The sequence below is a fragment of the Anabaena sp. FACHB-83 genome (assembly GCF_014697485.1).
Lineage (GTDB): Bacteria > Cyanobacteriota > Cyanobacteriia > Cyanobacteriales > Nostocaceae > Nostoc_B.
On sequence record NZ_JACJRY010000056.1, the window covers coordinates 18,125 to 34,247 of the forward strand.

General features: G+C 42.1%; 3 protein-coding genes. 1 reads left to right on the top strand and 2 read right to left on the bottom strand.

Annotated elements, in window-relative coordinates; translation table 11 throughout:
• Positions 1–16: 16 nt before the first annotated feature.
• Together H6G79_RS31910 and H6G79_RS31915 are read right to left on the bottom strand one after the other, a co-directional pair.
• Complete coding sequence (locus H6G79_RS31910; protein WP_190595028.1) at positions 17–13,756, bottom strand: putative Ig domain-containing protein; 13,740 nt, start codon at positions 13,754–13,756, stop codon at positions 17–19.
• Positions 13,757–14,192: 436 nt separating this feature from the next.
• Positions 14,193–14,933, bottom strand: coding sequence for a hypothetical protein (locus H6G79_RS31915; RefSeq protein ID WP_190595027.1), 741 nt, complete (start codon positions 14,931–14,933; stop codon positions 14,193–14,195).
• A 612-nt stretch (positions 14,934–15,545) separates the two neighbouring features.
• Between H6G79_RS31915 and H6G79_RS31920 the strand changes: the two genes are divergently transcribed.
• Positions 15,546–16,007, top strand: coding sequence for a cupin domain-containing protein (locus H6G79_RS31920; RefSeq protein WP_190595026.1), 462 nt, complete (start codon positions 15,546–15,548; stop codon positions 16,005–16,007).
• Positions 16,008–16,123: the final 116 nt, after the last annotated feature.

Below are 16,123 nucleotides of genomic sequence, written 5' to 3' on the forward strand. Positions count from 1 at the left end.
GGATTCCCGCTATAATCTATTTTGGGGCAAGTGCTTCCAAGTATTTAAGACCCTCAGTATAACCCTCATTAAAACCACCGCTTCTTAAGGAGATTGTGACTGATGGTGGTTTTGGCAGTTTGGTATCACCAATCTCTTCAGCTAATTCTCTACCAAGTTTAACAGCTTTCGGTATATTAAACGAAATCTTGAGAATATCCACTCCAGCACCGCTTATAAATCCTTTTACTAAACCTTCCGGTGTATCAACAGACTCGAATCTCTTGAGTTTGTTTTCTATATCCTTTAATGTCTCTCTTGTCTTAGCGATCGCACTTCCCCACTCGGCTATAATATCGCCACCTCTGTTTGAAATTTCCAAAATATTACCGATAAATATTAGGCTCGTAACACCAAATCCTTGTAAGCCGCCGATTATAGCACCTGGAACTGTACCATTAACACCAAGTACCTGTGCCTTTATAAGCGAGCCGTATTCAATAGCCGCAATTAACCCACTTGGGTCGGTTGCATTTACGGGATTATTACCCACATAACGGTAAAGATTTGCATCTTCTCCTCCAAAACCTATCGGGTCTTGACTAATAAATCGTCCCAAATTCGCATCATAATAACGAGCGCGGTTGTAATATAAACCAGTTTCGCTATCGAATTCCCTACCAGCGAAAGTAAATCTATCTCCCAGATTAGGATTGGTTTGACCAAGAATTTCCCCAAAACTATCGTAGTTGATACTGTTAACCAATTTACCTACAGCATTCGCCATATCCCTGATAGTTCCCAACCTGTCTGTTAGATACCAAGATGTACCTTCACTTGGGCGATAACGAGCTATTAACTCATCAACATCCGCACCTTGCAAGTATCGACTAATAATTTCTCCTGCTGGATTTAATTCTGCCCATAATTCATCACCATCATTGACGAAATATGTGGTTTGTCCGTTAACTGTTTTGGAAATCCGACGGTCAAAAGCATCATACTTAAACTCCACCGACTGGGTTATATTTCCACTTGTATTTCTATCTACAATTCCTATCAATCGGTTGCGGAAATCGTAGTTGTAGGTGGTAGTAATACCTGTCGAAATATTGGTCTTGGTTGCTAAATTACCTTCCCTGTCGTAAGTGTAATTAAACTGACCATCGGATAATATTTGGTTATTTGTGCCAATTACTAAACCATTACCCGTCGGATTTCCATTTGCATCATAAGTATAATTTTCGTCTGGAAGTAAAGACCTGTCAGCATTGGTTAACTGGTTAGCCCGATCGTAAATGTAATTTGTGGTTTGTCCTTTGTAGGTTTCACTGTTTAAGAAGCTTGCCAAATTATAGTTATAGCTGTAGTTAGCTAAGGTAGAACCCGCACCGTTAGAGTGAGTGATACCAGTTAACCGTTGTAGTGCATCATAATTGAAATTGCTACTACCAACAAGCTGCGTACCAGCCAGGTCTGAGAAGCGTTGAATTTGAGCGCGATCACCTCTGCTATCGTAGGAATAATTAACTCGTGCTGGGTCAATACCTGTTCCTTGCCAAGTTTGGCTGGTTAGTAAATTACGCGCATCGTAAGTCGAGTTCACCACAACACCGAAATTATCACTAACTGATGTTCTGTTGCCCGTTCCATCGTAGGTATAATTCAAAGTTACGGGTGCTAATCCAAAAATACCAGTTTGGCTTACTTGGGTAACTCTATCCCGACTGTCGTAGTTAAAAGCAAATGTACTATCAACATCGTTAACTCTAGCCAAGTTACCTACAGCATCGTAGGTAAAATTAATTGTCCGGGTTGGCGTGCTATTACTCAGCCAGTTTTCTTGAACTAGACGATTAACTCCATCGTAAGTAAATGTACGCTGGCGATTATTACGGTCTGTAATTTGGATTAAATTGTTTACCGCATCGTAAGCATAAGTTCCCAAATTACCTAATGGGTCTATTTTACGAATTTGCCGTCCTAACGCATCATAACCAAAGCTTGTCCGATTACCTAATGGGTCAATGACCGCAGTTTGATTTCCTGCTAAATCATACTCAAAGGAAGTAGTGCTACCATTTCCATCTGTGATTGCTGTAATTAAACCATCTTCTCGGTAAGTTGTAGTAGTTGTACGTCCCAATGGGTCGGTTTCACTAACACGTCTACCAAGAGCATCATAACCAAACTCAGTTACACCATTAAATGGATCGATTTGACGAATTAAGCGACCTGCATCATCGTATTCAAACTTGACTGTATTGCCTAACGGGTCAATAACGCTGGTAATAAGTTGGGCATCATAAGTATATTTTATTTCATTACCCAAAGCATCACGTTTAATTATCAAACGTCCAACATCATCGCTGATATATTCTGTTGCATTCCCATTTTCATCAACTAAGCGGCTAATTTGACCAAATTGATTGTATTCAATTTGCTGGGTGCTACCATCCGGGAAAGTTACTTGAGTTGGTTTACCCAAAGTTGTACCTGTGTAACCAAAGGTAGTAGCGTTACCATTGGCATCAGCAAAACCGATCACTCTACCAAGATTGTCGTAAGTAAAACGGTTCCGTTGACCAGTAGCGTCGATTAACTCAACTAAATTGCCGTTTGTATTGTAAACAAAGCGAGTTATGCGACCTAACTGATCAGTTTCTGATGTGACATTATTGAATTGGTCATAAGTAAAGCTGCGAGTATTACCCAAAGCATCAGTAATGCTGCTAACATTTCCCCTAGTATCAAATGTCCGAGTTGTGCTAAACCCTCTAGAGTCAGTAATGCTAATCGGATTATTGTTTGCATCATAGTTTGTCTGAGTGACCGCACCTAATGGGTTGATGACCGAGGTAACGTTACCACGACTATCGCGTATTGTTGTTGTGGTGTTACCAAGTGCATCGAGTTGGGTGAGGGTAGAACCACCTGCACTAACGTTGTAATCACTAGAAATAGTATTGCCTAAAGCATCTTTAGTAGCTTTAACCCGACCTTTAGCATCATATTCGGTGCGGATAACAGCTTTACCCCGTGGGTCAATAATTTGCTCTAGGTAATTGGGATTTGTTAGATAAGTGTGACGCGAAACAAGTCCTGCTTGGTCAGTTACGCTTACCAAATTACCCTTAGCGTCATAACCATAAAGAATTGCTTTACCAGCCGGATCAATAATCTCTGCAATCCGTCCTTGGGCATCTCGCTCAAAGGTGATAGATTGACCAGTAGAACTGAAAATACCCGCATCAGTGTAAGTTAGCTTATTACCATTGCGATCAGTAATATCTAAAAGCCCTTGGTACTGGTCATAACGGTAGGTAGTTCCGTCCTTAGTGATGAGACGATACTGTGAGGGGTTGTATGTAAAGCCAATAAAATACAAGACAACAGAACCATCACTACGAACCCTCAAAGGTGTGTAGTCTACCTCCAACCTGTCATAAACACCTGCATCTGGTGTAAATGTGGGTTTGTAACGCACGCCGAGTAAGCCGGCTAAGTCAGGGACAGGATTAAAGGTAAAACCTACCCGACGACCATCAGGTGTAGTTAAAGTAACGCGAGTACCAACTGTAAAGGAGTTACCACCAAAGAAATCATCACGGGTTAAATCTACCCCTGTGGGTGCAGCCTCCTGAATTTGAGCATCCTGTAAACCTAAACTCCAGCCATAACCAAAGTCACCAGAGAATTTCGCATCCAGACTATCGTAACGGCGTTGTATTTCAATGGGGATACCAGTTAACGGAATCGATAAATCGGTAAATTCTAAGGCGAAACGCCCCGGTTTATTTTGGGAGTTGATACCCAACACCACGCCTTGAACGTTGGCATTACCGCTATAGTCTTGAGCATAGACCCTGATGTAATAGCTATCATTACGATATAAACTGGGATCGATTTGAGCCAAAACACCATCAGTAATACTGCCCCTTCCCTCAGCAATCGTGATGAAATCTGGGTCATTAGCTGCGGGATTATTAAGATTAATTAAACTAACAGGTGCAAGTTCAACCCTGTAAAACTCTATACTTGGATCGCTGATAGTTCCAACAATATTGGTAAGATTTGTGATTACTGGGTTAAGAGGGTCAAATCCACTCAGGTCTAGTGCTACTGTTGGTGCTGTTTTATCATTGGGGTCAATAACGCGCACCGTGAGTGTGCGCGTTACTACATTGCCATCGTTGTCTTCAGCCGTGGCAATGATGTCAATTAGACCAGCTTGGGCAAACTGCACGGTAGTTTCATTGATAGCACCACTAGCTATGTTCCCCGGAATTAAGTTCAGAGGTGTGCCGTTGGCTTGTAGGGTAAGACTAACAATACTTTCGTCATCTACAGCTTGAACTTGCAGTGTGAGGTCTTCCCCAATTTCCACCACTGTAGAGCTAAAACCTAAGAGAACAGTAGGAATTTCACCATCTGTTCCGCCACCTCCTGTGTCACCACCTCCTGAACCATCGGGAGTGCCAATATTTACAAGGAATGATTGTAGAGATCGCCCTCCCTCGGCATCAGTAGCAATTACTGTGATGGGAAATTGCCCTGCCTGCTGGGTTGTCGGTTGCCATTGAATCAAGCCCGTGGATGGGTTAATAGTTATACCATCAGGAGTACCAGTTATTAAGCTGTAGGTAATAGTTGTGCCTTCAGGATCACTAGCATCTACATCGTATTGGTAGAGTTGGTTGGTTTGTCCCAGCCGAATGGGGTTGGAAGTAAATACAGGTTTTTGGTTGTCGTTAACAGCAATCACAAAACTTTGAGTATCTGAACCGCCACGACCATCCACAACCTTGATAGTAATGGTCTGTTCACCTGTTTGGTTATTGTTGGGAGTCCAAGAAAGTAAGGCTGTATCCAGGTCAATGCTTACACCTTGTGGTGCTTCTGCCAAGAAGAAAGTGAGTGGATCATTTTCAGCATCCGTGGCAGTGAGTTGATAAGTGAAATTTCCTCCAACTCGTATGGTATTAGGTGCTATTGAAGTAATATTTGGTGCTGTATTATCTCCACCTGCCGCAACAACTTGAACTTGATAACTTTGAACTGTTTGCGCTCCGCGATTATCTGCCACACCCACTTCAAACTGGTATAAACCCGTAGTGGGAGGTGTCCAATCAATCCGACCCGTAGTAGCATTTATTGTTGCTCCGGTGGGTGCATTCAGGAGACTGTAGGTAAGGGCATCACCATCAGGATCAACAGCTTGAGCAAGGTAAAGATAGTTTTGATTAATCGAGACGGGAATTGAACCCACAACAAATCCCGTCTCAGGTCGGACAAAGAAGATTTCAAAGCTACGGGCAAGGCCATCCCCGGTAATTTTGGCATCGAAGCTGGCTGTTTCACCAGGATTCAGCCCAAAAATCGGCCCCGTTAGGTTTTCGATAGTAATATTGGGGTCTGTTACTAACAGGTCAATTGCTAACTGCTCGTTAATTTCTGTAGCTTTGACATCTACAAATGCCTTCGTAAAGGAAATGGCTGTATTACCACCAGTCCGCAGTTGATTGAGATCCCAAGCGGCTCCGCCAATATTCCATGCTAAATCAACGTAATCTGTCTTAACCGTGGAAGCAGAAGCATCACCAGGGCGATCAAAAACTCCTCCGGGACTACTGATGAATCCGCCTGCACCATCGGCAGTGTAAGCCACGCCTTGAGAATCTACACCAAGAGCTGTGTTACCACTTCCACCACGGAAGAAGGCATTAACAACCACATTTAGTAGTGCATCTTGGTCTGATAACCCATTAAAAATGCTGTCAAAGGTCAAATTTTGATTAAAAATGTCTCGGTCTTCATCTGTCACCAAAATAATGTTAACAGCCGCACCATCACGGAAAGGTAATTGCAGGGCTTTGTCAATTCCCAGATAACCATCTTCCGTTCCCCCTTGACTGGTACTCAACAATTGAGTGGCATTAGATATTTGAGCAGCAGTCCCAAAAATTGCATCATTGGGTGTAAACGTGAGTTTTTGCCCTTTCACCCCTGCAAACTGGTAAATTTGCGCTTCATTTGCACGATTAATAGTCCCAGTCAAGTCATTTGGTACAGTGAGATTCGGTGTAATCTCTAAAACTTGGAAGCGATAGTCGCCTGTCACCGCACCTGGATTGCCTCTACCACTGTTGATAATCAAGGAGTAAGTACCTGACTCAAACAGAGTCAAAGGTGTTGAATTATCTCTATCAAGTCGCAGACGCTCAAAAATGCGATCGCCGCCAGGACTCACCATTGCCACTTCAATTTCAGTTGAAGCAGACTCTAAACCATCAAACCAAATTTGTTGACCAGCAACACCACTAAACTGATAAATGTCTGTCTCACCGGGTTGGCTCAGATCCCCTGTAATGACTTCGCCATAGTTAATGGTTGCAGTTTGCCGTTGTGGTGTGACAATTTCCCAACTAAAGTTAACGGGATTAGCATTACTGCTGTTTAGGAGTAGGGTATAAATGCCATCAGATGGCAACACTGTAAAGAAATCTTGAGGGAAAGAACGATTACCCAGATCAGCATTACTAGACCCTAAAATTGTCCAGCTAAGAGAACCAGTATTCGTCAAAGCATCAAAGAAAATTTCTTGCCCAGCATTGCCAGTAAATTGATAAACCTCTGTTGCTAAAGCAGTTGTAACTGTTCCACTGACGACGGTATTTAAGTTGATGGATGTAGTGGGCGCATCCAAGTCAAGCAGTCTAAAACTGTAATTGTCAGTGCGATCGCCTGCGCTGACGATGAGAGAATATTCACCAGATTCAGTTAAAATCAGTGGAGCAGAATTGCGATCGCTCCGAGTATTCCCAAGTATCTCTACCCCTGTGGGACTAACCAAACGAGCATTAGTAGCTAAGTTTGTAGAACCCAGTCCATCAAAGAAAATTCGTTGTCCTGCACTGGCATTGAATCGATAAATGTCTTGTTGACCGGCTTTAGTTAATGTGCCGGAGATAGTCTCTCCTAAAGTTAATGTAGATTCTTGGATTTCTACATTTACCACTTGCACACTAAAGTTAACAGGAGTGGCACTTGTCCCATCCAAGATCACAAAATAAGTACCATCAGTTGGTAAAGTGGCAGTGAAGTTATTGGTTATACCACTCTGAGCCAATTGGATGTTCTCTGGGCTATACAATCGCCAATTACCTGAACCAGTTGCAGAGATACCATCGAAAAATAACTGTTGTCCTGCTGTACCTGTGAATTTGTAAATATCTCTTTGACCAATACTGAGACTACTGTTAAAGACAGTATCTAAGGGCAGTGTGACAGCATCATCTAGGTTTAGTACACGGAAACTGTAATTTCCTAATGCCCCAGTGGTGGTAACTGCTATGGAGTAGCTTCCAGATGCAGGCAAGATTAACTGATCAAAATTATTCGTTAATTGCAGATTAGAGAAGAGTTGTGTGTTGTCCGGGGCTATTAATCGAGCGCGAATATTTGAGGAAGATGAGGTCAGTCCGTCAAATAAAATGCGAGTACCTGCCGATGCCTCAAAAGTGAAAATATCTTCTTGAGTTGGCGTAGTGATATTGCCTGTCCGGGTAATGCCAAATCCGCTAGGGGCAACATTATTAGGAGTGCTAACATCTTTAATGTTAAAAGTGTAACTGACAGGGTTGGTACTGTTGCCATCCACTAATAAAGTATATGTGCCATCGGTAGGTAAGACGGCAGTAAAATCATCCAAGCGTGTATTTCTTGCTAGGAAATTGTTTGAGCTAGGCCCGTAAAGAAGCCAACTTCCCCCAAAAGAATTATTCACTGCAACCATGTCAAACAGCAGCTTTTGACCAGCGTTGCCCTCAAAGGTATAAAGCTGTGTCCCTAACCCTGGGGTGATGGTATTGCTGAGATCCGTTCCTAGCGTCAGGGATGTTGCATCGGTGATATCTAGCACGCGGAAATTATAATTTCCGGTAACATTATTACCATTAACGGTAATGTAGTACGTCCCGGTTTCTGGCAGTGTCAGTATTTCAGAATCATTATTAGCACTTAGTCCGTTAAACAAGGTTTGACCAGTTGAACTGGCAAGGCTAACCCGAATATTCGTAGAGTCAGAAGCTAAACCATCAAACCAAATACGCTGTCCGGCATTTCCAGAAAAGCGGTAAATATCTTGCTCAGATGAATTAGCTAAAGTACCTGAAACAGGATCTCCAAGGGTAATGGTACTTTCTTCAATCACCTGTTCAGATACCTGGAAAGTTAAATTGAAGGGACTGCCATTACTCCCATCTAATAAAAGTGTGTATGTACCATCTGCTGGTAAAACAACAGTGAAATCACTGCTAATATTTGTTTGTGCTAATCGGGCATTATCCTCCCCGTATAGTTGCCAAGTTCCAGAAACAGAAGTTGATATCGCATCAAAAGCAAGTTTTTGTCCTTTTGTTCCGGCAAAGGTGTAAACCTTAGTTTGTAATCCGGTATCAAATCTAGTGTTTATCTGAGTAGATGAAGCAACTTCAGAGGTAATGTCAGTGGCATTAGTTAATACATCTATTAATTGGAAACTGTAATTACCGATTTGATCTGCACCAGTAACTACCAATGAATATATACCAGACTCTGGTAATACCAATGGAACGGAATTGCGATCGCTTCTTGTATTACCAAATACTTCTACTCCCGTCGGACTAACTAAGCGAGCCACTATACTGCTTGAATCTGCACTCAATCCATCAAACCAAATTCTTTGTCCGGCATTACCTTCGAGCAAATAAATATCTTTTTCTCCAGATCCGCCAAGATTACCAGTGACAATATCGCCAATGGCCAAATTTACCTGCTGTGTCTGTGGGGTTACTAGCCTAAAGTTATAGTTAACTGGGTTATTGCTGTCGCTTTGCAGTACCAAAGTATAAGTTCCATTACTAGGAACATTCAATGTAAAGTCACGCAAAAGCGTGCGACTTCCGAGGAGTCCATTGTCTGAGGAGTAAACAGCCGCAGTAATTGACTGGTTGGCGGCTGAGTCAAAGTAAATTGTTTGCCCTTGTGTAGCACTAAATTGAAAAACTTCTGTGGCGAGTCCAGGCGAAATCGTACCAGATATCTGAGTATCGAGAGCAATTTCCGTTGCCTTGGAGTTAAACTCTAAAATCTGGAAACTAAAATTACCCCCTGTAGTACCTCCACTAACGATTAGGGAATAAGTACCGCCCTGGGATAGCAAATAGGGGTTAGTATCTAGATTGAGACGAACATTACTAAAGATGTTATTGCCATTGGGGTCAACCAGACGCGCACGAATGTCATTAACGGCGCTGGAACTCAACCCATCAAAGAAAATTTGAGTTCCCGCAGGTGCATTGAAAGTAAAGGTTTCTTGCCCTTGAGGGGCAACATTACCAGTGAATGGGGTATTGAAATTCGTGAGGGCGATTTCTGGGAGATTAGTGATATCTGCGTTCAGGTTATACTCAATGGGCAACGCTGATGCACCTACCGGGCTAATAACAACTGTGTAATTGCCATCAGCCAACAAATTAAATTCTAGTTGCGGATTATTAATTATTGCTTCAAAGCTTCCAGAACCCACTAGCTGATTTCCTGGCCCGTACACACTAACTTGAGTGGCAGCTGCTAAGTTAAAAATCCGAGTTTGGGAAGTGTAACCAATCAAACTATAACGACTATCTGTAATACCCCGTTGTTGTAGTGCTGCATCTAACTCTAGTACCATGTCTGTGAGCCATTCATGCTCTTCACTCATAGAGCCAGATTCGTCCACTACGAAGACAATATCAGCTTGTCCGCCAGTAGATGTACCACCACTGGGAAGTTGAATTGATACTGGTCTGATAGCCGTTTCCCCATTCGCAAGGCTTAGGGAAACCAGTTCCGGGTTTACCTGTCCGGTAGCTGTGTTGGGGACTGCCACAGCAAAATTAGTGACAGGATCGCTGATAAATATCGGGGCGTTATTGGTTGCTCGTTCTTGGATGGCGATTGTGAATGATTGAGTATTTGTCAAACCTGCTTCATCACTCACTTGGATGGTGACTAAGTTCTCCCCTAACTGATTGGCAATAGGAGTCCACACCAAAAGACCTGTTTCAGCTTCAATTGTTAACCCATCGGGTGCTTCAATCAAAGAGAAAGTTAATGAATCGCCGTCGGGATCTGTGGCTGTGGGTTGATAGGTATATTCTGTGCCAATATTGCCGACGATAATGGGTTCAGAGGTGAATAAGGGAGGACGATTTTCAATAACAGTGGGAAGTTCTACAGTAAAGTTTTGACTATCTGTTCCCCCTCGACCATCACTAACTTCTACGCTGAAGTTATAGGAAGAACGCAAAGTACCTGATGGAGTGAAACTCAGCAGTCCATTTTCATCAATTTCTGCCCCTTGTGGAGTGTTGAGCAGCGTATAGGTCAGATCATCCCCATCAGGATCAATGGCTACAATTTGGTAAGTATATATTGATTGATTTGCAGTATCAAAGATATTTTCAGGAGTGCTGGTGATTTCGGGTGCGCCGTTAATCCCTTCTCTAGTCAAAAACTGCTGAGATCGCCCTTGATTTCCGGCTGCATCTACCGCAACTATCGTAACGGGCGCTTGGCCTGCCACTGGCATGGGAACATTAGTAAAGCTAAAATTCCCTTGGCTATCCGCCGTCGTTGTCTGTTGGGTTTCTAGCAAGGCTACTGTTAACCCTGGCTGGGTTTGTCCCACCAGAGTAACGAAGCGATCGCTTGTAATTCTGTCTCCTAATACTCCTGTATCACTTCCAGGAGCTAACCCAAATGTTACGGGTGGAGGTGTCAGATCAAGAGTAAAGCTTATAGTTATTATCTCAGATTCTTGCCCAGAGATACTGTTGGCTTTTAATTCCAGGGTATAATCTCCATCTGGCAAAGCACCATTACTTAAGATATCGTACTGTTCTAAAGAGATGGTAAAACTGCCGTCTTCATTTAGCGCATCGCTAATATCAACAAAGCCATTACCGTTCAGATTACCTTGTAAAGTGGCGGCATCTGTTGTCTGTCCGCTAACAGTGGGGTCTTGGGTGAGGCGATCACTGTTACTTACTCCCGTATCATTAACAACAAATGCACTCAAGGTTGGCAGTTGAACGTTTTCATTGACATCAGTGACATTTATAGTAAAGTTTTTGCTGTATGTTAGGGAACTATCACTGACATCAGTAGCTGTGAGAGTTAGAGGAATTGTGGTTTCGACTTCGTAATTTAAACTACGCCCATCTTTCAGCTTCAGTTGGAGTGAACCATTGTTATTAACCACTTCAAAGCGGTCATCATTTACGGTAACAGTGTTGTTAATAAAAGCAGAGATTGTATCAGGATCAATAACTGAGATTGTCCCTATTACTGCTCCATCTGCATTTTCCTCTACCGTATCTCCATCCAGCAGAATATCGGTTGGGGCTTCATTAACGTTTGTAATCCTGATATTAAAAACTTGTGTGTAGCTGAAACCACTAGCATCAGTAGTTTGGACTCGGATACTATATTCAGACTTGGTTTCAAAATCTGCGGATTCATTGATACGCAGTTCATTGCCATTGATGGTAAATGACGTATTATCTGTACCGCCTTCACCATCAATGAGGCTGTAGCTATGGATTTCACCAATATCCGGATCTATACTACTGAATGTACCAATGATACTATTAGCTAAAAGATTTTCTGCGATCGCGCCATTACTCAATTGTAAAGCTGTAGGTGCTTCGTTGACGTTGGTAATACTAATACTAAAAATCTTATCTAAGAATAACCCACTGGCATCAGTAGTTCTAACTCGAACACTATACGCAGACTTAGTTTCAAAATCTGGAGATTGTTTAATTCTCAGTTGATTATCAACAATCACAAATGCTGTATTATCTGTATCGCCTTCGCCAGTAACTAAACTATAAGTATGGGTATCGCCAACATCAAGGTCAGTTGTGGTGAATGTACCGATAATGTTATTATCTGGCACATTCTCCGCACTACTAGCAGGATTCAGGCTCAGATTTGTTGGTGCTGTGTTGATTGGTTGAACAAATCGTTGGAATGTTTGGCTGAACTCCCCTTGATTCCCTGCTAAATCTTTAGCTGATACAGTAAATAAATTACTTCCTGGAATCAGTGAGATATTAGCAAAAGTAAACTGTCCTAAATTATTGCTAGTGCTGCTAACTCCTGTTTGTTGCAAATTGACAGTTAAATTAGCTTCTGTTGCGCCTACTAAGTTGACTGTCTCAAAGGTAGTTTGCAAATCTCCAACTGGTGCAGAATCGAAGTTCGGGTCAAGTTGCAAATTTAAAATAGGTGCGGTTGTGTCTAGAACAAAATTGAAACTGTAGACACTGGAGATATTACCTTTATTATCTGTAGCTTGCAGTTTTAACGTGTAAGCACCATCATTGAGGCTACCACCATTAATTTGTCTTAACCTTGCAGTAGTCAAATTAAAACTACCATCCGGCTGTAGGGTATCGAAAATATCTACTGTAACTGCTTGATTATTTAACCCAGCTTTGAGACTTATGAGATTGCTGGTTGCAGTCACTCTCCCGCTAATTCTTGGGTCAAAGGTGAGGCGATCGCTGTTACTGGCTCCTGTATCATTAACTAAGCCTGCTTGAATTTGTGGTGGTTCACCTGGATTGGGTATGAAGTGACTAGGGTAGCTACTTAAGTCATTTGGCGTAACTTTCTCTACATAGATATATGGTCTAGCTGACAGTGACCCCATCCCATCACTGTCTAGTAAAATAATTGTGCCATCTGTATAGGTGCTGAATTTGATGTAACCATCAGCAATGGGATTAAGCCCTTGATAGCCAAAACTACTCAATACTTGGCTTACGTCAATCACATCCTGACGCAATTCAAAGTCTTTAATGATATCACCTGCATCTCTGATGTTTTGGTAAACAAATACATCAGCACCTAACCCACCTGTAATTAAGTCTGCACCCACTCCACCAATAATGCGATCGCTCAGTGGTGTACCTGTTAAAACATCACGTCCCGGTGTACCAATAATTGCGTTAATCGATTGTTCTACCAGCAGGGTTTGACCGTTGATTGTGACTATCTTATGGTCATCTTCTGCTTTGATGGCTTGTAGTTGTCCTGGTGTTAACTCAGTCCCATCAACAATAGCAGCAAATAACTCTCCTTCATCTCCTGGAGTATCAACCGGATTTAATTGTGAATCTATATAGTGTCCAAGTTCTTCCGTTAAAACTTTGGCGATCGCATTTGTAGGATTCTGTTCTACAAATTCTTGTGCCAGATAAATTGTATTTGTCTGCTGACTAAAAGCACCTTGGGCTTTTAGTTCCTGACCTGTAACAACTTCTATTGCTGGTAAGTTTTGACCCTGAGCTAAATCTGTAATCAGGGCTGTGGCTGTTTGGAGTTGCCATCCTGAGCCAAAGGCTACTTGTAAGCTGTCAATATGATTTGGTTTTTGCAGGAAATCATCAAAAGATTGACCCACCTGTAAAAGTGCGTCGTTGATGGCTTCCGTATGAACTACTAGTGATGTTCCCAGCAGAGGATCTACTAGCGAATGTAACCCAGGAAAACTAGAGTTAATAACGAAATTCGGTGGTAGAGTTGTGGGCGTAAGTGCCGGAATCTCTAACTTTTCAACCCCCAATAGGACAGAAGGCAGTCCTCCCAATCGTTCAGGCGACGGAAATAAAGATTGCTCTAAAAGTGAATACTGAAAATCAAGGTAGGAGTTGCCTTGGCTAAAAACGTTAAATTCGTTATACATTTGGGATTCCCACCCTGGTATCTGGTTACGTCACTATAAGATAGTGGCTACACTTTTTTGGGTACTGTTTGATTGATGGTGTAAATGCCCTCAATCTTTATCATTCATTTGTCAATTTGTGGATGAACCAGAGACTTTGCCAAGATGCCACCTCACAAAGTTTTCTGTTTTGCTACACATGACAAATAACCATGTAAATCCGAAAAATTGACGTAATCAGCTTTCCGTCTTTATATATGTACAATTAAAAATAAGTGCGATTTTGCGCGAAACAATAAAGATTATACTGAGTTATTCACGAAGCTTTTACTAATTTTTCGTAAAGAATATGTGAATAATCTAGTGAATATACGTAACAGTCTAGTAACTGCTTATTAACGAAAAGCTGCACTTAGACTTGTCCACATTATGGTTACGCTCGTCAGCACGAACTTATTTACTCAGCTACCACACTCGGAAACAGAAGCGTCTCAGTTGTTGCTGTGTTGATGGGATAACTTTGATTATTCAAAAACCTACTGTTAACAAGCTCTTTGAGCGTTTCTAAATCACTTTGCCACTTGTCAATCACTGCGCCTATAGCCGCTAAACGTGCTGCTGGTTCTTCTTGATTGATCGTATGACTGAAATTCGCCGAAAACAAAACTGCTGGCTTAGTAGTTTGGTCTGGATACTGTAACTGAGCTTCATTAATATCCAGATACAATCGTATTTCATCCAGTGTGTAAACTAAACGCACAGATGCTTCCACAGGCGCAGAACCAAAATCTTGCCACGCTCCAGCCTGGAGGAGTTTACTAAACGTGTAATTGCGTGCGCTCAAGTTTTTCGACTCGTAAGGTGCAAGTCCTCGTAAGTTAATTCCCACACCCTGATAGTTTACTTGTTTGACTGTCTGAATATACTTATTTGCGATCGCCCCAACTTGTACATCGTTTACTTCTTTATTGGCGATCGCTTCTGCAAAAATCACTCTATTGACCTCTGCAACTATGCTCACTCCATTCTGGTAAACAACCTGCGCCGCAGTATTACTTACAACTGGTGGTCTAGCTAATTCCCAATCACTAGGAACAATCCCTGTGTATTTCAGGAAGTCGGCGGTCAAAATGCTGGGGTTTTGCTGCTGAACAGCGATTGCAATTAACAGTTCTTGAACTTGAAAATTTTGAATCATATTGCTCTGATTTATATACGCAAAGATAAAATTTAATGTGTTTTTATGTCTCTTGATACGAGAATACACTTATGTAACTATCTTTAGGAATACATTTTTAATAAAGATTGTGTAAAAATTGATAGATATACTTAAATCTATGGTTATCATCGAGAAAATCAGAGATTTGAAAAATATTACATTGGGTTAGCCTCCCCAATGGCTCCAAAAACCTCTGCACCGACTCCTCCAACTCACTCGAATATACCTGACTAATGCGATCGCAAATCATCTGCATCTGCTGACATTCCTGGGGCAAATAATTGTAGGACTTTAGGTATTGCAACCCAACCGTATACTCGCCATCCCAGGTTTTCACAGTACAACTAACGTCGTTCACTTAAGTGACAATCGCCCAACAGCCACTTTATACCATTTTAGATTTTGGATTGGAAATTGCTGTCTGCACCTGGATTGTGTCAATCTATTTGTCTCAATCATTGAGTGAATTGGTATTACCTCTGAGCTTTGGGTTGTCCTTAGCTTTAAAGTCAGATAATGTCTTTGTCTTGTCAATCCAAGACAAAGACATAATGGAATAAATATTGCCCCAAAATTCCTAAAGGTGTCAGCATGACTGTTATCACTCCCGAACGTCTCGTCATAGAGGAAAACCCTTCTCACACCGCGCAAAAACCAGATCACAGGCTCTGGATTAGCGAAGCAGGAGGGCTTACCCAGTTCGGTGCGTTCATCGAAATCCTGCAACCTGGCTCTCGTTCATCACTCAAGCATTGGCATAGTGCTGAGGATGAAATGGTCTATGTCCTTGAAGGCGAGATCGTACTCATTGAAGGAGACACAGAGACTATACTACGTCCTGGCAATGCCGCAACGTTTCCAGCAGGAGTGCCTGTTGGTCACTGTCTTGAGAATCGTAGCTCCCAGGCAACGCGATGCCTAGTAGTCGGCACCCGATCAGCAGTAGACACAATCACGTATCCTGACCTTGATCTGGTGTGTCACCGAGATCGAGCGTTGCCAGACGACATCTGGACTAACAGTGCCGGAGAAGCTGCTTTGAGTCCCTACTAGGAATACAGCACTTGCGTCTGTTATGAGGTACAATAAATTAAAATATAAATACCTCTAAATGAAGTCATACTCTGTCGATCTTCGAGAAAAAATAGTTGCAGCACATCTTCAAAAAA

Excerpts from the sequence above, each read along its gene's own strand:
- H6G79_RS31920 (WP_190595026.1), top strand. The coding sequence starts at position 15,546 with ATGACTGTTATCACTCCCGAACGTCTCGTCATAGAGGAAAACCCTTCT.
- H6G79_RS31915 (WP_190595027.1), bottom strand. The coding sequence starts at position 14,933 with ATGATTCAAAATTTTCAAGTTCAAGAACTGTTAATTGCAATCGCTGTT.
- H6G79_RS31910 (WP_190595028.1), bottom strand. The coding sequence starts at position 13,756 with ATGTATAACGAATTTAACGTTTTTAGCCAAGGCAACTCCTACCTTGAT.